Genomic DNA, 20534 nt, shown 5'->3' with positions numbered 1-20534 from the left:
AAGAGCGGCCCGCACCAGCGGAAACCGGGCGGTACGACACGCGGGCGGCGCGTCGGGGGCCCAGCTTCGCAGCCGACCTCGACCGGCTTCCACAGGTTTTTCCGGTCGCTATCCGGCAATTTCGCGCAGTGGCATTTCTACGCCACCGCGACCTCGGCGATGACCGGCCGCAATACGTTCGGGTGCACCGTGATCCGGACGGTTGAGGGAGGTCGGTGCAGATGATCCTGCCCAGGACGCTGCGGCCCGTTTTCGGTGTGCTCATCGCATTCCTGCTCGCGCTCGGGGTTCCGGTGGTGGCCACCGCCGCCCCGGAGAACGTGCGGGTGGTCACCTACGACGCCAGCCAGGCCGCGGAGTTCCGCGACGCCGTGGACGCCGGGGCGCAGGTGTGGAACGACAACGTGCAGAACGTGCGGTTCGAACCGGCCAGCGGCGGTGCCGCCGACGTCGTCGTGCTCGCCGACGACGGCTGGCCGCGGGCCGAGGTGATCGGCCTCGGCCAGGGCCGGGTCTGGATGGGGCGCCAGGCGGTCAACGAGGGGCACGACACGGTGCGCATCGCGGCGCACGAGCTCGGGCACATCCTGGGCCTGCCGGACAACCGCACCGGCGTGTGCGAGGACCTGATGTCCGGTGCCAGCGCGGGTCCGCAGTGCAAGAACTCGAAGCCGAACCCGGAGGAGATCGCCGAGGTCGAGCGCAACTTCGCCGAGGGCGTGCGCATCGCACCGCGGCTGTACCGCGAAGGCGTGCTCGCCCTGCGGTGAGCACGAGCGGAAGCGCGGCGGTCCTTCGCCCCGACCGCCGCGCTTTCGCACGTCAGAGCCCGTGAGTACCTTTTGGTGCCATAGCACCGGAAAGTGCTCGCGGGCTCTGTTCACCGGAACGGCCTAGCGCGCTGCGGAACCGTGCTCGCCGCTGCGCCGTCGAAGTCGCCGAATCCCCTGGACTCCGGGTGGGACGGGGCTAGGCTGGGTGATCATCATCCTGATCACCCACGGCCGGTCACCCGTGCGATGACGACGAGCAGCGAGGCGGGCGAAGCGATGCGCGACGAGCCAGAGCAGAACGACCAGCGCGAGGAGGCTGCGAGCCCCGCGCCGGTCGACGCCGAGGCGCCGGAACCCGTCGAGGAGTTACCCGAACCGGACCCGCTGGCCGAGCTGACCGACGCGGTCTCGGCCCTCACCGAGCAGGTCCGCCAGCACCACGACCGCGCCGCCGCGCGGGAACGCGTCATCGACAAGCTGCACGCCGAGGTGGAGCGGTTGCGCGCCGGGGAGCAGAACCTGCTGCTGCGCCCGATCACCACCGACCTGCAGAACCTCCGCAAGGACCTGCTGCACCAGGCCCGCACGCTGCCGCCCGAGCTCAGCCGGGAGCAGGTCGCCGCCCTGCTGGAGTCCTTCGCGCTCAGCGCGGAGCAGGCGCTGGAGCGCTGCGGCAGCACGCCGATCCGGCCGGAGGTCGGCGCGGAGTTCTCCGCCCGCGAGCACCGGGCCGTCAAGATCCTGCCCGCCGCGGAAGCCGACCAGCACGAGCGGATCGCGCTCGTGCTCTCCGACGGCTACCTCGACACCACGACCGACCGCGTGACCGTCCCCGCGCGCGTGCACGTGTACCGCTGGAGCGCGACCACCGGGGACGACCCGCGAGCAGAGGGGATGAGCGCTGATGTCTGACCGCGACCTGCAGGTGTTCGGCATCGACCTGGGCACCACCTACTCGGCCATCGCCTACGTCGACGAGACCGGTCGTCCCGCGGTGTGCCGCAACACCGACAGCAGCGAGACGACCCCGTCGGTGGTGTTCTTCGAGAACGCGTCGAACGTGGTCGTCGGCTCGGTGGCGAAGAACTCCGCGATCATCGACCCGGACCGGGTGGTGTCGCTGATCAAGCGGCAGATGGGCAGCGACGCCGAGTTCGAGTTCGACGGCAGCACCTACACCCCGGAGTCCATCTCGGCGCTGATCCTCAAGCAGCTCGCGCAGGACGCCGCCGCGCACACCGGCGGCGAGGTCACCCGCGCGGTGATCACCGTGCCCGCCTACTTCGGCATGCAGGAGCGCAGCGCCACCAAGCAGGCGGGCACCATCGCCGGGCTCGACGTGATCGGCATCGTGCCCGAGCCGGTGGCCGCCGCGCTGCACTACGAGGCGACCACCGGGGCCGACGACAAGACGATCCTGGTCTACGACCTGGGCGGCGGCACCTTCGACACCACCGTGATCCGGGTGTCCTCCGACGAGATAGCGGTGGTGTGCACCGACGGCGACGACCACCTCGGCGGTGCGGACTGGGACCTGCGGCTGCGCAACCACCTGCTGGCGAAGTTCCAGGAGCAGGCCCCGGACGGCACCGAGGTGGAGGACGACGAGGAGTTCCTGCAGTCGCTGGCCACCACCGCCGAGGACACCAAGAAGCAGCTGTCCAAGGCGGAGTCCCGCGCGGTCGCGCTGCGCGGGGCCGGGGTGAGCGCGCGGGTGGAGGTGACCCGCGCGCAGTTCGAGACCGAGACCCAGGACCTGCTGGACAAGACGATCGACATCGTCAGGCGAACCCTGGCCACGTTGGAGTCCAAGCAGCCCGGCGCGAAGATCGACGAGGTCCTGCTGGTCGGCGGGGCCACCAAGATGCCCGCGGTCGCCGAGCGGCTGCGCGCCGAGTTCGGGTGGGACCCCAAGCTGCACGACCCGGACCTGGCGGTGGCCAAGGGCGCCGCGCTCTACGCGCTGGGCCGGGTGGTGCACCGGGAGGCCGCGGAGGACGGCGGCTCGGGGGTGTCCGAGGCGGTGCGCACCGTCGCCAAGCAGACCGGGATCTCCGAGCGGGCGCTGGAGAACCTGGCCGCGAAGCAGACCCGGAACGTGCTGCCCAAGGCCTTCGGGGTCAAGCTCGTCGACACCTCCGACCCGGACTGGCGCAACAAGCCGGAGCGGTTCCTCGTCCGGCACCTGGTGCACGCCAACGACCCGCTGCCCACCGAGGAGCGCACCCTGGAGGCGTCCACCATCTACGAGGGCCAGACCGGGGTGAACATCGAGCTCTACGAGCAGTCCGGGGTGGTCGCCGGGCCGGACCTGGCGGAGAACAAGGAGATCAGCGAGGGCAAGGGGACCATCGACGGGCTGCCGCCGCTGCCCGCCGGCTCCCCGGTGAACATCCGCATGACCGTCGACGACGAGGGCCTGCTGGAGCTGACCGCCACCGAACCGTCCACCGGCAAGTCGCTGGACATCAAGGTGCGGGTGAGCGTGCGCAGCGACGAAGAGGTCGAAGAAGCGGCGCGGAAGGTCGCGGGGATCACCGTGTCCGGCTGACTGAGCGGCAGTGCCAACCCGAGTGCTAATCAACCGCACCTCAGGGGAACGTGACGCAAACCAGCCACAAGAAACCGCCAAGCGCAAGGTCATCCGCCGAACGCAACCACCACTGCGAATCGCGGAGAGGCGGTACTGGATGGGATCTGATGGAACCCTTCGATCCGAAGGCGTACGAGCGTGAAGTGGTGCGGCCGCTGCGGGGGCGCAGCGGCCGACTACCGGACGATCTGCTGACCCGGTACGCGATCGGGCCGGAGTTCTCCGACGCCGACCTGGCGCAGCGGTTGTCGCAGGTCCGGTCGCACTGGAACAAGAGCGCCCAGTCCACCGCGAAGTCCAGCTTCACCACCAGCGTCTACAAGGCCTTCCTGCGCGAGGACGAGGAGCTGCGCCGCGAGCACGGCGAGGCCATGTCGCGGATGTCGTGGTGGCGCGCGCGGCACGACGACCGGGCGGCGGCCGGGCGGGCCCAGATCGACGAGCTCGCCCAGATGCTCAAGGCGAACTTCGGCGACCTCGGGCTGATCACCCCGGGCCAGCTGGAGGCGATGCGCGAGGCGTTCGGCCAGCTCGCCCCGCCCGAGGTCGACCAGGCGCTGGCCAAGGCCGGGGTGCGCACGGCGGTCCCGCTGGACCTGCCGAAGACCTCCGGGCTGCCGGACACCCTGTTCCGCCGCCTGAAGGAACTGCTGAAGGACGCCGAGGTCACCGGCATCCCCGAACTGCTGCACGGCAAGCTCGACAGCTTCGCGCTGCTCACCGAGTTCCGCAGCACCCCAGCGCATTCCGCCGGGCTGAGCGCGAAAGCCGTTCAGGCGGCCGTGGACCGGGAGAACCGCCGCTCCGGCAACCGCGCCGCGCGCGAAGCCCTCGGGCTGGTGACCACCGCGGCCGGGCGCACCGACCTCCGCCTCCTGGCGCTGTACCACCTGCTCGACGACGTGCGCAGACTCCGCGAGAACGGTGCACCGGCCAGCGCGCTGCTGCGCGTGCTGCGCCAGTCCGGGCTGGAGGACGGCGAAGCACGACAGGCCGTGGTGAGCGTGCTCAGCGAAACGGGCGCGACGAAGATCGAGGTCACCGGCCTGGCCAAGGTCGCCGAACTGCTCGCCGGGGGACTGCTGGTCGCCGCCCAGCAAGCCCTCGTCGGCATCGCCGACGCCGAGGAGGCCGCAGCCGCGAAAGCGGCGGTCGACCGGCACGCGGCGCAGGTCCGCGAACTGCGCGAGGCCGCGCACCGCGCGCTGGAGCGCGGAGCCGAAGGCGAAGCGCGGAGACAGCTGACCGAAGCAGCGCGGCTGGCCGCCGACGACGACGCGATAGCGGCGGAGGTGCGGCGCATCCCGGTCAGCCCGGTGGCGGACCTGACGGCGCAGCCGGAAGGGCTCGGGGTGCGGCTGTCGTGGCGGGCGCAGCCCGACCACGACGAGAGCACCCGGTACCGGGTGGTGCGGCGGGCCGGGCGGACGCCCGGCGACGCCGCCGACGGCGACGTCGTCGCCGAGGGGGCGGAGACCGCGGTGGTGGACGCCGCCGCGGCGGCCGGGGGGACCGCGGGGTACGCGGTGTTCGCCGCGGCGCCCGACGGGGTGTGGTCGCGGCCGGTCGGGCGGACCGTCGAGGTGCTGCCGCCGGTGCACGAGGTGCGGCTCGCGGTTCGCGGGGGCGCGGTCGAGGGGCGGTGGAAGCTGCACCGCGACGCCGTCGGCGTGGACGTGGTGCGGCGGGACGAGACCGGTGAGGTTCCGGTGCCCACCAGCGGCGGCACCTCGTTCCGGGACTCCACTGTGGACGTCAAGGTGGACTGCACGTACCTGCTGGCGGCGCGCTACCGGCGCGCGGACGGCACCGAGGTCCGGGCGGAAGCCGTCGCGGTGCGGCACACCGCGCGGGTCGCACCGACCTTGCCGCCCGTGACCTCGTTGGAGGGGCGGCACTTCGGGCGCCAGCTCGTGCTGTCCTGGGTGTGGCCGGACGGGGTGCGGCTGGCCGAGGTGACCTGGGCCGGTGGGTCGCGGCGGGTGACGCGGCAGCAGTACCAGGCCGAGGGCGGCTGCCGGATCGACACCGGGCCGGGCGAGGCGAGCGTGCAGGTCACCTCGCTGGCCACCGGCGACGACGGCGAGCACCGGTCCAAGCCCAGCGAGCTGTCCGTGTCCGGGCCACCCGCGCAGGTCGAGTACCGGGTCGAACGGCGGAACCGGTTGTTCGGGGCGCGCACCGCGAGCATCCTGCTCAGCAGCGACCAGCCGGTGCCGGAGTGCGAGGTGGTGGTGGTCGTCGCGCCCGGTCGCGTCATGCCGCTCGGGCCGGACGACGGGCAGGTCGTGCACCGGGAGGTGCACCGGATCGACGACCTCGTGGAGATCACCGTCGAGCTGCCGCGGCGGAAGCCGTTCTGGCTGCGCTGCTTCGTGCAAACGTCCGGTATCGAGTTGGTGGATCCGCCCGTTGCGCAGCTCAAGGTGTCCTAATGTGCACTGCCGGGTCACGACACGCCGGAGGTCGTGGACGACTTCCGCGATTTCGATGGAAATCGCACCGCCGATTTCCATGGAAATCGCACCCATCACGACGCGACGAGCACGGGGAAGACCAGATGGCCAAGGTTGCGTGCCCCTACTGCTACCACCGGTTCCCGGTGGGCAACCTGTGGTTCCAGTGCACCGGTCGGCCCGCGCCCGGCCGCGAGAGGTGCCGCAAGGCGGTCGACCCGATGCGGCAGCGGCTGACCGGGTACGGGGCCGCTTCCTGGCCGGTCTTCGAGCCGCGCAGCAGGTTCCGCAGCCCGCGCAAGGCCGAGTGCCCGGACTGCGGCACCCCCAGCGGGATCCGCGCCTGCCCGGTCTGCCACACGCCGCTGCCCGCCAGCTTCGCCGACGGCGACAGCCCGCTGATCGGCGTGGTCGGCGGCAAGAACGCGGGCAAGACCGTCTACACCACGGTCCTCGTGCACGAGCTGCGCAACAACATCCGCCGCCGCTTCGACGCCGACATCTCCTTCGCCGGTGAGCAGGCCGGGTTCGGCACCGCGCAGTGGCTGGAGCGCTACGAGCAGGCGCTGTTCGGCGACCAGGCGCTCTTCGAGTCCACCGCCAGCTCCGCCGACGGCATCCGGACCCCGCTGGTGGTGCAGTGGCGGCAGCCGCGCGTCCAGCTGGGCAGGCGCGTGCACCGGACGACCACCCTGTCGTTCTACGACGCGGCGGGCGAGGACATGACGACCCAGGAGTTCGTCAACAGCCAGGCCTACCTGACCTCGGCGGACGGGCTGATCGTGCTGCTCGACCCGTTCCAGCTGCCCGGCGCGGCGGACCGCATCGCGGTGCCCGACGCGGGTCGCCGGGACGCCGAGCCGCCGATCAACGTCCTCAACCGCGTGACCGAGATGCTGCGCGCCAGCACCGGTCTCGGCGACGGAAGGCAGGTGCGCACCCCGATCGCCGTGGTGTTCTCCAAGATCGACGCGTTCTTCCGGGTGCTCGGCGACAACCACCCGCTGCTGCGCCCGCCGCGCGCCGGGGCGGAGTACGACGAGGTCGTCGGCCAGGACACCGACGAGCACCTGCGGGCGCTGCTCGCCGAGCTGGGCGCCGACGACATCGACGGGCACCTGCGGGCGCACTACCGGACGTTCCGCTACTTCGCGGTGTCCGCGCTCGGTGCGGAACCGGACTACGGCAGCAAGCAGATCGACCCGGCCGGGGTGCGGCCGTTCCGGGTGGACGAACCGCTGCTGTGGCTGCTCAGCCACTTCAGGATCATCGAACGGAGCCGAGCATGAGCGCGCGGGAGTTCCACTCGCTGTACTACACCGACTGCAGCCCCGGCCAGGGCCTGCGCGGCGGTGCCGGGTTCCAGTTCCAGGCGGTCTCGCCGGGCACCACCGACGAGATGATGAGCGTGGTGCAGCGCTCGGCGCTGTACGAGGCACCGGTCGGGTGGATGCGCGAGAAGCGCCCCGTCGAGGAGTACCCGCCGTCGCTGGTCCACGTGCACAACGGGGTCTACGCCACGGCGCGCGGCGTCTACCTGGGCGCCGAGACCGGCGGGGTGCGGGAGGGAAACCAGTTCACGCACGCGCTCGTCGCCACCGACGGCCAGCTGTACGGACCGATCCGCCCGGCGCAGCTGTGGGGCGCGCCGTGGTGGGTGGAGGAACCCGCGTCGAGCACCGAATGCCCCGCCGTGCCCGCCGAACCGGAGGCCGGGCCGTTCGGGGTGGAGGCGCTGCGGGAGTGGGTGCTGGGGCAGCAGGACGGCGAATCCTGGCTGCTCGCAGTGCATTCCGCGATCGACAGGGTGCACGACGAGGGCGCGCCGCGGGTGGTGTTCGTCGGCGAGGACCCGGCCGCGGTGGTGCGCTGGATCGCCGCCGCCACGCTGCTGCTGCCGCAGGAGCGGGCGCTGGAGGTCGGGTTCCGGGTGTTCGCCACCAACCCGCAGTTCAGCGGGCAGGAAGTGCTGGCGCTGCACCCGGACTGGGCGGGTTCGCTGGCCGAACCCGAGCGGCACACCGACTTCGAGGTGTTCAACCTCGCCACCGGCGAACGCCGGGAGACCGAGCCCGGCGACGCGGCGCTGCACTGGGTTCCGCGCTTCCTCCGCGCCGACCCCTACGACGTGGTGGACGCCGTCGAGCTGTCCCACCAGTTCGCCCGCGGCCGGGGCGCGGCCCGCCCGAGCACGGCGGACCGGCTGGCCGCCGGGGTGCTGGCGCTGGACGAGCAGGTGACCGGGCCGGAACCGGCGATGGCCCTGGCGGAATGGCTGGCCGCCCCACCCGCGGTGTCCGCCTCGGACGTGCTGGAGCCGGTGCTGACCGCGGTCCTGGACTCCGCACCGGGCGTTCCGGTGCTGACCCGGCTCGCCGAGACCGACCTGGAGCAGGCCGGGCAGGTGCGGATCGCGTTGCTGCGCGCGGAGATCGACGAGATCGTGCGCGGCACGCCCGCGGACGACCGGGCGCCGCTGCGGGCCCGCCCGTGGCGGCCGGAGGAGGCCGAGCAGGCCGCTGCGCTGGTGGAGGGCGCCGCCGGTGCGGTGCAGCCGGAGCGGATGGACCTGTTGCTGCGCACCGCGACCCGGTTCGACGTGCGGCCCCGGCTGGGCAACTTCACCGAGGCCGCCGGGCGGTTCGGGGAGTGGTGGGCGCACCACCCGCACGCCGGGGTCGACCCGGCGCGCTGGACGTGCGGCCCGGAGCTCATCGACCTCCTGCGCGACGTGCTGGCCCGGCGGCTCGACGGGCCGCACCGCGACGAGGTCGGCGCGGCGATCAAGGAGCGCTGGTGGCGGCTGCTCGCCCCGACCGTCAGCGATCCGTTCATGCGGCTGGACGCGGCGGTCGCGGCAGCCGCCGTGGCGGCCGGGGGGTCGGCGCGGCAGGAGACCATCGAGGTATTCCGCGAGCGGTTGCGCAAGCCCGAGCAGCCCGGCACCGGGGAAGCGGTGTTCGACGCGCTGTTCGGCGAATCCGCGCCCACGCTGGTGGAGCTGTCCGACCTCCTCGCGGAGATGCCGTCCACCGCGGTCTCGGACGCCTTGGCGCAGCGCGCTTTCGGCGTGCTGGTGAAGTCCAAAGTGTCCGGACGCTACCTCGACGTGCTGCGGGGGCTCAGCCACCACCTCGGCGACCGGCAGGACCTGCGCAAGCTGTGGGAGGACGACGGCCGACTGCGCGCCTGGCTGACCAACTTCCGCCGCAAGGGCGCGGAAGCGGGAGGCCCCGGCGACATCTCCGAGGAGGTGCTCGGCGCCCGCGCCGGCAAGATCGTCGAGGCCCTGCTCGACGCGTCCCCGCAGGACTCCGCGGACCTGGCCGTCGCCAGCGGCGAACAGCTCCAGCAGACCCTGGTCCGCGAACTGCCCGCGGTGTGGAACGACGAGAGCGCCGAGCAGGACCGGCGGGACCGCGCCGTGGTGCTGGCGGTCGTGACCGCCTTGTCGGACAACGCCACCGGCACCGTGCGCGCGGCCTTCGACCGCGAGCTGGAGGCGTGGATGCACGCGCACAAGCAGGCCGACTTCCGGCGGATCAGCAAGCTGCTGCGCGGTGTCGACGCCGGCGCCGCCTCGGTCTGGCACGAGTGGCTGCGGGAAGCCGCCCAGCGCAAGCCGAAACCGGCGCGCACCCGCCAGGTCGCGCGGCGGCTGTTCGGCAGACGGGAGCGGTGAATGCCGTACTTGGTCCTCGCGGTCGCGGTGCTGCTCGGCGGGATGTTCGTGCTGGCGATGATGTCCGCCGTGATCACCGCGCTCTCGCCGCTGGTGGCGCTCGGCGGCGCGGGTTCCGCCCTGGTCGTCGCGGCCCTGACGCTGCTCGGCCGCGGCCCCCGGCGCCCGGTCCTGGTCACGCCGGACGACGTGGTCGGCGGAACGGCCGGGATGCGCGCCCAGCGCGGCCCGTTCCCGCGCGACCGCGCCTGGCCGGGCTACCTGGTCGCGCAGTGGCGCCGCGACGCGATGGCGATCTTCCGCGGCTGGGGAGGGCTGGTCGCGCGCGGTTGGCGGTGGGCGTTCGGCCGCGGGCAGCTCGGCGCGCAGCGCTGGTTCCGCGTCGGAGTCGTCGTCTTCCTCGGCCCGGCGTTCATGGGCGGCGCGGCGCTGGGCGCGGCCCTGGGTTTGCTGCTCGGTGCTGTCGTGCTGCTGCTGAGCTGGCTCGGTTGGGGCGCGGCGATCGGGATCATGCGCGGCTACGACAACGTCCTGCGGGGGCTGCGGCGGGCCAGCGCCAGTTGCGCGACCTGCTACCACGTGATGTCCGTGCCCGCCTACCGGTGCAGCCGCTGCCAAGCGGTCCACCACGACATCCGGCCCGGCCTGCTGGGCGCGGTGTGGCGGACGTGCGGCTGCGGCCAGCGCCTGCCGACCACGGTGCTGCGCGCCTCCCGGCGCCTGGAAGCGCGCTGCCAGCGCTGCGACCAGCCGCTGCGCGGCGGCTCCGGTGCGGTCACCGACATCCGGGTGCCAGTGTTCGGCCCGGTGTCGGCGGGCAAGACGCGCCTGGTGCACGCAGGTCTGGTGACGCTGCGGGACGTGGCCGCCGCCGAAGGCGTCCGGCTGGACTTCGTCGACGAGACCAGCAAGCAGGCCTTCGAGCACGGCGAGCAGCTGATCACCAGCGGTGCCGACACCACCAAGACCCCGGCCGGGCGGCTGCCCGCGGCGATCACCGTGCAGCTGGCCAGGGCCCGCGGGCAGGCGCTGCTGCACCTGTTCGACGCGGCGGGGGAGTTCTTCCTGGACCGCGACGACAACAGCGAGCTGGAGTTCCTCGACCACGCCGGCGGGCTGGTGTTCGTGATCGACCCGTTCACCATCGGCTGGGTCCGCGACCAGCTCGGCGGCACCCTGCAGTCCCGCCTCGCCGAAGCCCACCCGGCCAGCGGTGATCCCGAGCAGGTCTACCACGTCACGGCCCGGCGGCTGCGCGACTACGGCGTGGAGACCGGCAAGCGCGCGCTGGCGGTCGCCGTGGTCAAGGCCGACCTGCTGACCGACGTGCCGTGGGCGGCCGACCTGTGCGCGGGCGCGGTCCGCGAGTGGCTGATCACCGCGGGCCTGGACAACCTCGTGCTCTCGGCGGAGCGGGACTTCGCCGAGGTCCGGTTCTTCGTGGTGTCCTCGGTGCTCGGCACCCGGCCCGGGCACCGGATGACCCCGGCCGCGCCGTTCCGCTGGCTGCTGGGCCGCGGCGGCTTCCCGCTCGGCGACGAGAAGAAGGCGGAGCCCGCATGAGCAGTGCCCTGATCAGCCGGGGGGACCGCGACGCGACCCAGCCACCGGAAACTCCGAATACGCAAGATCGATCTCGCAAAGGACGACCACTGTGAATCGCGGAGAGGCGGGAACTGCACCTCCTGGGTACCGGGTCTTCCGCTGGGTGCTGGTGGGGGCTTTCGCGGTCGCCCTGCTGCTCAGCGCGTACGGGCTGCTCGACGGGTTCATCACCGCTTTCACCAGTCCTTGAGCCGGAAATGTCCGGTGCCGGTGGGAACGTCGGCGTGAATAACGTGATCTGCTCCACCGTTGGTGTATGGATGGTCACGTTGTGGTAACAATGGTGCGATCGCGGAGGATACTTCACTCGGAGGTTGCCGCGCACAACCATCGGAGCACGACCACGACGGTGGTCCGCGGCGCACGGTGCACCGGCAGTCTGGAGGTTGGCATGGTCGCGGCGCTGAAAGCGCACGCTGCATGGTTGGTGAACGCACTGGGCGTGACCCGGAACCCGTTGCGCAGGCCGATCGACCGGCTCGCGGCGGGGATCACGGTCCTGCTGCTGATGGCAGCCCTGATCGCGGTCCCGGTGGCGGGCATGCTCGGCGCCTCGCTGCACACCGGACTCGCGCAGCGCGCGGCGGAATCGGCGGCGACCACCCGTCCGGTGGAGGCGGTGCTGACCACCGGCCCGGAGATGAACATCCCGGTCTCCGAGGTCTACAGCAACGACGCCCTCAGCTCCACCGCGGTCGCGGAGTGGCGCACCGGCCTCCGGACGCACAGCGCCACCATCCAGGTCCCGGCCAGCGCCACCGCCGGTGAGACCGTGACGGTGTGGGTCGACCAGGCGGGCAACCGCGTCCCGCCCCCGGCCAGCCCCGGCTCGGTCCTGACCTCGGCGATCTTCGCCGCCCTCCTCGTCCTCCTGGTGGCGGAGCTGACCTGCTTCGCCCTGATCGCGGCCACCCAGAACCTCGCCCGCCGCATCGGCATGCGCGCCTGGGAGCGCGAGTGGCTGCACCTCCGCCACGGCGGGACCTGGTCCCAGCGCTGAACCCCGGCCCCGGTCAGTTGGGGCTCGGGGCGACCGCGGCTCGGTACGGGGCGAGCATCTTGGTCAGCCAGGCCTCGCCGATCGGCGTGTCCAGGTCGATCTGCAGCTCCGGTTCCGCGCCCTCCAGCGCGTCCGCGCAGCGGTCGCCGAACAGCACCACGGCGGGCTTGCCGGTGTCCCGCTTGGACGGCCAGATCAGCCCGTCCGCCCAGCTCGCCTGCGAGCGGATCCACACCGCCCAGCTGCGGGTGTGCGGGTAGGCGTCCCGGCCCTCGGCGTCGACCAGCCAGGAATCCTGCGCCACCGCCGCCAGGTCCGGTGCGGTCAGCAGGCTGACCAGGGTCAGCTCCCGGTTCGTGCGCACCGCGCTGAACCGCCGCCCGGCGATCTGCGCGCGGCGGATCAACCGCTGCCCGTCGCCGCCGAACCCGAGGTTGCGCAGCAGCACCTCGGCCAGCGCCGTCGTCACGTGCAAACCGGCGTAGTAGCTGGGGAACGGGTCCTCCGGGGTGCCGTCGAACCGGCCGCCCGGCGAGTCGAAGCTGACGTGGGCGGGCTTGAACTCGGCGGCGTGCCGCTTGCGCTCGTGGAGCCGGAACAGCGCGGTGTCGGTGGGCAGGACGTGCCGGTTCGGCGTGGCCGCGTACTGCTGCGGTGGTGTGGCCTGCGGCATGCTCACACCTCCGCCGACTCGTCGCGGGCGGCCTCGATCAGCGCGGCGTCGTCGACCTGGCCGATCAGCTGCGCCGGGATGCCGCCGAGCCCGTCGTTCGGCCCGAGCCACCAGTCCGCCGCCCCCCACGGGTCCGAGGCGGCCTGGAGGTGCCGGTTCACGGTGCGCACCAGCTCGCGCGGCGCGCCGTCGGCGTCGAACTGGAACGCGGGCCACCGGTCGCCGTCCTCGCCGGGCAGCCGGATCAGGTCCGGATCGGCCGGGTCGACGCCGGCGGCCGAGAGCTGTTGCGCGTCCAGCGATTCCGCCGCGCGCAGCCGGTCCAGCCGGGGGATCGGCGCGGAGCCGGTCAGCCGGTCGCGCAGCCCGGTGCTCAGCTGCTCCCAGTCGACCTCGGGGCGGCGGAACCGCGACACCGGCTCGGCCAGCGCCCGCCGCACCGGGTGCTCCACGGGCAGCACGTCGCCGAGCAGCATCGCGATGTCCTCGGTGACCATCGCCGAGGTGTCCGCATCGGCGTCCTGCAGCTCGGCGACCAGCGAGACGAGCCGGGTGAACGTCTCCGGATCGAGCCGGTCCGCCACGTCGTCCCACTCGGCCGTGAGCACGTCCAACATCTTCTGCTGGCTCATCCGACCCCCTCCTGCGCGATTTCCATTGAGGTTTTTCCAACCTCGTCCTGAGTGGCGGTGCAAGTGGCGGAACCTCAGCGCCCGCCTGGACTGCGGGGTCCCTGACTGATGTATCACCAATACACGGCGTCAGGGCCGTCCTCGCCGGAAGGAACCCCGGAGGGGTGGGCACCGTGAACCCGCGGCGGTGCCGGTTGCGAAGGTGGGTTATGCGCCTGGCGGCGCATGCGGCACCTGCCGACCGGTGCAGTTCGCCCTTCACGGCTGCGGTCCATGAACAAGTTCAATGGAAATCGGACCTCCGATTTCCATTGAAATCGCGGATTTCCGCGCACTGGCACCGGTGTGTCGGGCGCCGACACGCCGATGATCCACAGTTTCAACTGAAACTGCGCGCCTACCCGCTGACGGTGTGGTCGGCGATGGCGGTGCGGGCCGCGGCCACGGACCTGCGGTCCGCGCCGCCGATGTTGAGTTCGAAGCGGACATCGTTGCCGGTCTCCAGTTCCTTGGCGTGCACGGTGAGCTCGCCGGTCTCGGACATCGCGAAGGTGATCTCGATCCGGCACCCGGCGGGCCGGGCCGGGATGCCGGTGAGCATGCCGTGCCCGACCTTGGTGTTGTCGGCCAGCTCCTCGGAGGGCGTCGGCCCGGCCTGCTCCCACACCTCGATCTCGGCCATCCGCTGGTTGTCGACGGCCGTCTGGAACGGGAACGGGCCGGTGTCGGCGGGCAGCTGGGTGTTGGGCTGCAGCAGGTGCGCCACCATCTGCCGGGCCCGCATCGGGTCGGTCAGCGCCAGCGGGTCCCGCGGATCGACGGCCTTGACCCCGAACGCCCGCGGCACCACGGTCGCCACCCGCTTCCTGGCCATCGCGGCGGCGTCCGCCTCGGTGATGCCCAGCTGGCGGGCGGTGCCGCTCTTGGCCTGCTTGATCACCGCGAACAGCGCCGCCCCCTTGGCGACCGCGAGGTCCGGTTCGGACAGCCGCGCGGACAACCCGAACCGTTCCTCCAGCGCGGCCGCGACCGCTGGCATCCGGGTCATGCCACCGGCGAGCAGCACCTCGTCGAACCGGTCGACGCCCTTGCGGCGGGCGGTGGCGATGATCCGCTCGGTGATGGTCATGGTCCGGTCGAGCAGGTCGGCGGTCAGCTCCTCCAGCAGCTCCCGGGTGAACGGCACGTTCACCGCGGCACCTGAGGCCCGCAGCGCGACGTTGCGGGACATCGTCGCGCTCAGCGCCTTCTTGACCTCCTCGGCCCGGTCGGCGAACTCCTGCATCGCGAGCTCGTCGGCGCTGGGGTCCAGCTTCGGGTGCGCCTCGCGGAATGCGTTGAGCAGGTGCTCCACGATCCGCTGGTCCCAGTCCGCGCCGCCCAGCTCGCCGTCCCCGTCGGTGCACACCACCTGGATGTCGTCGCCGGACACCTGGATCACGGTGGTGTCGAACGTGCCGCCGCCGAGGTCGTAGACCAGCACGTGCCGCGTGCCCGGTGCGTCGTCCAGCGCGTGGTGGTGCAGCGCGGCGGCGACCGGTTCGGCCAGCACGTCCAGCACGGTCAGCCCGGCGATCTCCCCGGCCCGGCGGGTCGCTTCGCGCTCGGCGATGCCGAAGTAGGCGGGCACGGTGATCACCACGTCCCGCACCTCGAGGCCGGTGTTCTCCTCGGCGGCGCGGGCGAGCTCCCGCAGGACGAGCGCGGAGATCTTCTCCGGCGTGTACCGCTCGCGGTGGTAGGTGAACTCGACGCCCTCGCGTCCCATGTCCCGCTTGACCAGCTGCGCCACCAAGTGCGGGGCGAGCAGCGCGGAGTTCTTCGCCGCGGTGCCGACCAGCGCGCTGCCGGGCCGCTCGAAGTACACCACCGACGGCGTGGTGTCCTCGCCGACCGCGCTCTTGGCGATCACCGGCCGGGTGGACTCGTCGACGTAGGAGATGCACGAGTGCGTCGTGCCGAGGTCGATGCCGAACGTCGCCATCGGGTTCCCTTCTTCATCGGCCCTGATAGGTGAATGCTGCCCAGTGCTGCGGCGCCGCGGGGTCGACTTCGGCGAAAAACGCCCCCAGCTCCTCGGGAATCCCGGGCAGCGGGCGGCGCCGCGGGTCGAGCATCCACAGCTGCGCGGCGCGCAGCGCGCTCGCCGGGTCGGGGCAGCCGGTGTTGAGGTGGTGGTGGAAGACGATCATGAACATGGCGGTGGGCAGGTCCACCACCTCCCACCGGGTGCCGACCACCCCGACCGCCCCGGCGGCGAGGAACGCGGTGGACAGCGTCAGCACCTCGTCGTGCTGCCGGTCGGTGAGGTCGCTGGCGCAGGACGCGAGCACGACGAGCGCTCCGGCGGGCGGCTTGTTCCGCGCCTGCCGCAGGATGTCCTGCACCGGCAGCACTTCCCGCCTGCCGAGCAGCAGCGCGGACTCCACCGGGAGCTCGCCGGGCGCGGCGTGGCAGGCCAGGTGCAGCAGCGAGGCGGTGGGCAGCAGCGCCAGCACGTCGTCGGGTTTCGGCGGAGGCTGCCGGTCGCGGCGCCGGGGATCGCGCGGTTTCCCCAGGTAGGAGCCGTTCTGGTAGTGCGCGCGGTGGATGTGCCCCATCTCGTGCTGGGTCCAGTGCAGCTCCGGCATCCGCACCAGCACGGGTGCGCTGTCCCACGGCCGGGTTTCCCGCCGACCGGCCTCCAGGAACTGCCGCGCCGAAGCGGCGTAGCAGATCACGGCGTCCTGGCAGGCGTACCGGACCTTCCCGCCCGGCACCCGCCGCCGCGCGGCGTGCCAGGGCACGACCCCCAGCTTGCCCACCGGCACCAGCACGATCCGCAACCGGGGACCGGCCAGCAGGTCCAGGACCGGGTTCAGCACCGCCGACCAGGCCCAGTCGCACACGGCCTCCAACGCCGCCTGCCACTCCGCCTCGTCGCCTTCGCCCCGCGCCCGCTCCCGCTGCGCCCGGTCGAACCGGGCGACCGGCCCGTCCTCGCTGAGCTGCGGAGACATCACCTGCCGAACCTCGCCGTCAGCGGTGACCAGCACGGCGACACCGGGCAGCAGGTAGACGAGCGCCCGGGTCTGCGACTTCCGGAGCCCAGCGGCGATCTCCTCGACCGGCGGAGGCGAAAGCAGCTGCGCCTCAACCTCGGTCCCGTGGAAGGCCCGCAGCACTTGCGCTCGCAGATCGCTGGGCAGCACCACCTCGGCCTCGTCGGGAACGCCGACATCCCACGGTTGCTGTTGCCCAGCTTCGGAAATCCATCGTTCAGCGAGGTCAGCACGACCGTGCTCGTGCAGCAGGGCAGGCATGTCGGCGTCGACCGTCGCGGCGTGCAGGACCATGCCGCGGCCCAGCTCAAGCGCTTGCACGGCGTCTTCCGGTCGGCCGACGGCGAGGCACCAGCGGCTCACCTCTGCGGCCTCGCCGGTGGCGGTGCTCGCGGTTTCGAGCGCTCGCCGCGGACTCGACTGCAGCAGCACGGTGCGGGCGCGTTCACGCAAGCCGTCGAGCCCGGTCGAGATGGCCCGCTGCTGGTCGAGGCGCATCCGGTCGCCGCGGGTGAAGTAGCAGTTGGCCAGCGAGTTCAGCACGCTCGCATTCTCGAACTCGCCCGGCTCGAACTCGAACTCGCGGAGGATCTGCTCGAACCGGTTGGCGGCGTTGCTGAGGTCCCGCGGATCCCGGGTGAAGTCGAAGCGGGCCCGCAGCGCGATGGCCAGCGTGCCCAGCGCGTTCCGACGCTCTCTCCGGAACAGGTCGGTCTTCCCGCTGATCTCGATCAACATGCGGATGGCGCGGTTGAGCAGCGGCAGGTCCTGCGTCGCGAGCGCCGAGGCCAGGTGGGCATTCGCAGCTCCGAGCAGTTCGTTCGTCTTGTCGATGTGGTGATCGGGCACCTGTTCCGCGGCGTCGACCAGGTCCTGGAGGCTGCGGCGGATTTCGTCGTGATCGTGCGGGCCCGGGTCCGAATCAAGGGCTCTTCTGAACAACTGGAAGGTCGCCAGCGAGCTCGCTGCTCTGGGACGCAGAAAGTGGTCGGGCGGCATGTCGGCCAAGAGCGCTTCGAGCTCGGCGGCGGCGCGGGTCAGTCCCTCGGCGTCATCGAGGCGCGGTGAGACGTGCCTGAAGGCGGCGGCGAAGCGCATGTGCAGGTCGTCCCCGGTGGGTTCTCCCGAGAAGTGCTTGGCGGCGTCGAGGTCTTCGTTGCCGCCGAAGACCATGAACCGCTGGGTGAGCAGGACGCTCAGCCAGGGCTTGAGGAGTGCGCGGGAGTCGTGGTCCGGTGGCAGCAGTTCGTCGGCGCGCCGGAGGTTCGCGATTGCGGAGTTCAGCAGCGTTCCATCGCGGGTGTTGATCGCGTGGAAACCTTCGGCGACGCTCAGGAAGTAGTGGTTGATCCCCATGTTGACGGAATCGGCGACGCCGCGTTCGATCGCTTGCTCGGTCAGCTCCCGGGCCCGGACGAGAAGATCCGGCGACTGGTCGCGGTTCGTGGCGACCGACATGAGCAACGCGCCCATCAGCGGCCTCAGCACATCCGCGCGATTGGGATCGTCGTCGGCGAAGTGCTCCAACGCGTGCTCGAGCCGCCGGACCACGGCCGTGCTGTCCTCGGACTGCTCGGTGAAGCCGCGCGCGGTCGCGCGCAACCCGGTCAGCAGCAGGGACCGCATGGGGTTGTCCAGTGGGAGCGCAGCGGCGGCTGCGGCGAGCTGAGCTGCCGCGACGTCGGTGTCCTCGGGGTTGCCGCTGGTCTCGGCCAGTTTGGCGGTCAGGCTGGCCTGAAGACCTGCGAGCTCCTGCTTGCCGGGCATGTCGTCGGGCCAGTTCTCCCGCGTGCGGTCCAGCTGGCTGATGGTGGTCGACCAGTCCTCGGACGTCGAGCCGTCGAGGTTCGCCCCGGCGCGGAACAGCAGCTTCAAGACGTCCACGGTCTCGTCCTCGGCCGTGGCGGGGGAAAGCGCGCTGAGGTGTTGGTGCGCCTCGGCGAGCGCCTCGGTGGGAACGGTCAGCGACATCTTGTCGATGACGCCCGGCGCGATCTTCCCTTCGCGCAGTTCGGCAGGCATGTTCTCGGTAGCGAGGAGGATGGCGAGGCCTGCCCGGCAGGCGTCCGAGGTCCGCGTGTCCGAGCCCCCCTGCAACGTCGCGGTGAAATCCGCGGTCGCGGTCGAATGGTCGGTTTCGTCGCCGCCTTTCGACAGGTAGCGGACGAGGTGCATCAAGCCACGCCGGAAGCGGACCTGGTTGCGCAGCGGTGAATCGGGGAGCCGGTCGTAGGCCGTGCAGAGGTCGGCCAGTGCCGCGTCGATGTGCTCGAATGCCTCCAGAGCCAGTACCGCGTGGCAGGTGATCAACCCGATCCGCCCGATGATCTCGGGATCGTCGATCAGCGGTCGCAGCTCCCGCAGATAGCCCACTGCGGGGCGGAATTCGGCGGTATCGCCGCGCTCGGCGCGCAAGGTGTGCGCGAGCCCGAGCTGGTAGAGCGGCGCGGCGCGGGCGGGGGAGTCGTCGGCCAGGGTGTCGAGGAGGTTGCCCGCGACGGTGAGCACCTCGTCCACGTCGCCGGTGGTCTGAGCCCGCTGGAGCAGCAGGTCCGCGAGCTCCACCAGCAGGTGGTAGGCGGTCTCGTCGTCCAGCTCGTCGCTGAGCTGGGCGTAGCGCTGCGCGATCTCCTCGTCGAGCTCGCCCGGCATCGCGCCCCTTCCTGCCTCGGTGACCCACTGTGCGTTGGATGCGGCTGCGGGCGGGGAGGTTCCCGCGCCGAGTCCTCCGATCGGACGCAGCCCGCGGTAGTGCTTTTTCCGGGAGTTCTGCGCAAAATCACTCCGGCCCCGGGAGTGAGGAGAACCAGGTGGCGAAACGACGATTACCGATCGCACTGGCCCTGGCAGCGACGATGATGACAGCCGCGGTCCCCGCATCAGCAGCGGCGGCGACCCCGCCCGCGCTGTCGGACTTCCAGCTCGAACCCACCAACGGCAACCTGCAGGGCATCGTCGACCAGCTCGACGCCCAGCTGCCCAAGCTCGGAGTCCAGAACATCCTGGCGCAGGCCAACCGCGACGACGCCCCGAAGGGCGATGCCTGCACGTCCCCGGCGTTCGACACGATGACCCGCCCGGTGGTCCGCAAGTTCTGCTTCAACGCGGGCGACAACGGGACCGAGGAGTGGTACCCGCAGGGCATCACCACGGTCGCCGACGCCCAGGACGACCAGCAGTGGGGGACCAAGCAGGCGATCCTGGTGAGCTGGTACGACAAGCAGACCGCCCCGGTCAAGGGCGTCCGCGTGTCGTTCCTGGACATGTCGACCGGCAACTACCAGCACGTCCTGCTGGCCTACCCGTACACCAACAGCAACGGCAACCCGAGCTACGAACCGGTGACGACCCCGCAGGCCGGTGACGGCAGCAGCGTCCACGCGGGCGGAATCGCCTGGTACGGCAACTACCTGTACGTGGTGGACACCCGCCGCGGAATCCGCGTGTTCGACATGCGCTACATCTTCGACATCAAGTCGGCGACCAACGGCAACGTCACCGACAGCACGAAGATGGGCCGCCACGACAACACGTACTACAGCTACGGCTACCGCTACGTGATGCCCCAGGTCGCGGGCTACTCCAACCCGGGAGGCCTGGCGACCTTCCCGCCGGACTACAAGTGCAACCCGGACGGCCCCCAGAAGTTCTCCTTCCTCGCCCTCGACCGAAGCACCACCCCGGACGCCCTGACCACGGGCGAGTACTGCGCGGACCAGGGCGATGTGAACCTGAACGGCCGAGTGGCCCAGTGGCCCCTGGACGCGGCGACCGGCTTGCCGAAGCTGGACAGCGACGGCATGTGGCGAGCAACGGCAGCCCACCGCCTGCCGAAGCCCCGAGTCCAAGGCGCGCTGTCAACCGACGGCCGCTGGTACCTGAGCAGCACCGGAGGCGGAACCACCGGCCCCGGCCACCTGCAAGCGGCGACGGGCTCGGGGGTCCTGACCACGGATGGCCCGGAGCACGACGTGGCGATCGGTGTGGAGGACCTGTCCTTCTGGCCGGGCCAGAACGACCTGTGGACGGTGACGGAACACCCGGGCAAACGGATCATGTACAGCACAACCCTGCCCTGA

The 20534-nt window shown here is 71.7% G+C and carries 14 protein-coding genes; 10 read left to right on the top strand and 4 right to left on the bottom strand.

All coding sequences use genetic code 11. From position 1 onward, the window contains the following. Positions 1 to 221: 221 nt before the first annotated feature. The 9 genes from F1721_RS27665 to F1721_RS27630 all read left to right on the top strand — a co-directional run bounded on the left by F1721_RS27665 (position 222) and on the right by F1721_RS27630 (position 12109). Entirely contained in the window at positions 222 to 770 is a 549-nt protein-coding gene (locus F1721_RS27665) for a snapalysin family zinc-dependent metalloprotease (protein WP_150069725.1), read from the top strand. Between the two features lie 249 nt (positions 771 to 1019). Then, positions 1020 to 1685 carry a nucleotide exchange factor GrpE gene (grpE, locus tag F1721_RS27660; protein ID WP_150069724.1) on the top strand — a complete coding sequence of 222 codons (666 nt, stop codon included), beginning with the start codon at positions 1020 to 1022 and terminating at the stop codon, positions 1683 to 1685. Beyond that, positions 1678 to 3324, top strand: coding sequence for an Hsp70 family protein (locus tag F1721_RS27655; RefSeq protein WP_150069723.1), 1647 nt, complete (start codon positions 1678 to 1680; stop codon positions 3322 to 3324). The genes grpE and F1721_RS27655 overlap by 8 nt, the downstream gene beginning before the upstream one ends. Positions 3325 to 3473: 149 nt before the next feature. Beyond that, a complete protein-coding gene (locus F1721_RS27650) occupies positions 3474 to 5801 on the top strand; it encodes a SaeA-related protein (protein ID WP_150069722.1) in 2328 nt (775 codons plus the stop codon). A 125-nt stretch (positions 5802 to 5926) separates the two neighbouring features. Beyond that, entirely contained in the window at positions 5927 to 7111 is a 1185-nt protein-coding gene (locus F1721_RS27645) for a zinc ribbon domain-containing protein (RefSeq protein WP_150069721.1), read from the top strand. Further along, complete coding sequence (locus F1721_RS27640; protein WP_150069720.1) at positions 7108 to 9504, top strand: GTPase-associated protein 1-related protein; 2397 nt, start codon at positions 7108 to 7110, stop codon at positions 9502 to 9504. The genes F1721_RS27645 and F1721_RS27640 overlap by 4 nt, the downstream gene beginning before the upstream one ends. Then, positions 9505 to 11067 (top strand): TRAFAC clade GTPase domain-containing protein, encoded by a 1563-nt coding sequence (locus F1721_RS27635; protein WP_150069719.1) that lies wholly within the window; start codon positions 9505 to 9507, stop codon positions 11065 to 11067. 91 nt (positions 11068 to 11158) lie between these two features. Further along, positions 11159 to 11299 carry a hypothetical protein gene (locus F1721_RS34610; protein WP_170301623.1) on the top strand — a complete coding sequence of 47 codons (141 nt, stop codon included), beginning with the start codon at positions 11159 to 11161 and terminating at the stop codon, positions 11297 to 11299. A 237-nt stretch (positions 11300 to 11536) separates the two neighbouring features. Then, entirely contained in the window at positions 11537 to 12109 is a 573-nt protein-coding gene (locus F1721_RS27630; protein ID WP_425474423.1) for an Rv1733c family protein, read from the top strand. 13 nt (positions 12110 to 12122) lie between these two features. Here F1721_RS27630 and F1721_RS27625 read toward each other — a convergent pair whose 3' ends face one another. The 4 genes from F1721_RS27625 to F1721_RS27610 form a co-directional block, all read right to left on the bottom strand. Continuing rightward, a complete protein-coding gene (locus F1721_RS27625; RefSeq protein ID WP_150069717.1) occupies positions 12123 to 12782 on the bottom strand; it encodes an RES family NAD+ phosphorylase in 660 nt (219 codons plus the stop codon). 2 nt (positions 12783 to 12784) lie between these two features. After that, positions 12785 to 13414 carry a hypothetical protein gene (locus F1721_RS27620; RefSeq protein WP_150069716.1) on the bottom strand — a complete coding sequence of 210 codons (630 nt, stop codon included), beginning with the start codon at positions 13412 to 13414 and terminating at the stop codon, positions 12785 to 12787. Between the two features lie 397 nt (positions 13415 to 13811). Next, a complete protein-coding gene (locus tag F1721_RS27615) occupies positions 13812 to 15398 on the bottom strand; it encodes an Hsp70 family protein (protein WP_150069715.1) in 1587 nt (528 codons plus the stop codon). Positions 15399 to 15411: 13 nt separating this feature from the next. Further along, a complete protein-coding gene (locus tag F1721_RS27610) occupies positions 15412 to 19335 on the bottom strand; it encodes a CHAT domain-containing protein (protein WP_150069714.1) in 3924 nt (1307 codons plus the stop codon). On the opposite strand from F1721_RS27610, the gene F1721_RS27605 reads away from it, so the two are divergent. Beyond that, a complete protein-coding gene (locus F1721_RS27605) occupies positions 19311 to 20534 on the top strand; it encodes a hypothetical protein (protein WP_150069713.1) in 1224 nt (407 codons plus the stop codon). The two genes, F1721_RS27610 and F1721_RS27605, sit on opposite strands and share 25 nt — an antisense overlap.

The organism is Saccharopolyspora hirsuta (assembly GCF_008630535.1).
GTDB classification, from domain to species: Bacteria; Actinomycetota; Actinomycetes; order Mycobacteriales; family Pseudonocardiaceae; genus Saccharopolyspora; species Saccharopolyspora hirsuta.
Note: the sequence above shows the minus strand (reverse complement) of the source record. Positions and strands in the feature narration are given on the sequence as shown.

Excerpts from the sequence above, each read along its gene's own strand:
- F1721_RS27655 (WP_150069723.1), top strand. The coding sequence starts at position 1,678 with ATGTCTGACCGCGACCTGCAGGTGTTCGGCATCGACCTGGGCACCACC.
- F1721_RS27645 (WP_150069721.1), top strand. The coding sequence starts at position 5,927 with ATGGCCAAGGTTGCGTGCCCCTACTGCTACCACCGGTTCCCGGTGGGC.
- F1721_RS27665 (WP_150069725.1), top strand. The coding sequence starts at position 222 with ATGATCCTGCCCAGGACGCTGCGGCCCGTTTTCGGTGTGCTCATCGCA.
- F1721_RS27620 (WP_150069716.1), bottom strand. The coding sequence starts at position 13,414 with ATGAGCCAGCAGAAGATGTTGGACGTGCTCACGGCCGAGTGGGACGAC.
- F1721_RS27605 (WP_150069713.1), top strand. The coding sequence starts at position 19,311 with ATGATGACAGCCGCGGTCCCCGCATCAGCAGCGGCGGCGACCCCGCCC.
- F1721_RS27610 (WP_150069714.1), bottom strand. The coding sequence starts at position 19,335 with ATGCGGGGACCGCGGCTGTCATCATCGTCGCTGCCAGGGCCAGTGCGA.
- F1721_RS27635 (WP_150069719.1), top strand. The coding sequence starts at position 9,505 with ATGCCGTACTTGGTCCTCGCGGTCGCGGTGCTGCTCGGCGGGATGTTC.
- F1721_RS27650 (WP_150069722.1), top strand. The coding sequence starts at position 3,474 with ATGGAACCCTTCGATCCGAAGGCGTACGAGCGTGAAGTGGTGCGGCCG.
- F1721_RS27640 (WP_150069720.1), top strand. The coding sequence starts at position 7,108 with ATGAGCGCGCGGGAGTTCCACTCGCTGTACTACACCGACTGCAGCCCC.
- F1721_RS27625 (WP_150069717.1), bottom strand. The coding sequence starts at position 12,782 with ATGCCGCAGGCCACACCACCGCAGCAGTACGCGGCCACGCCGAACCGG.
- F1721_RS27615 (WP_150069715.1), bottom strand. The coding sequence starts at position 15,398 with ATGGCGACGTTCGGCATCGACCTCGGCACGACGCACTCGTGCATCTCC.
- grpE (WP_150069724.1), top strand. The coding sequence starts at position 1,020 with ATGACGACGAGCAGCGAGGCGGGCGAAGCGATGCGCGACGAGCCAGAG.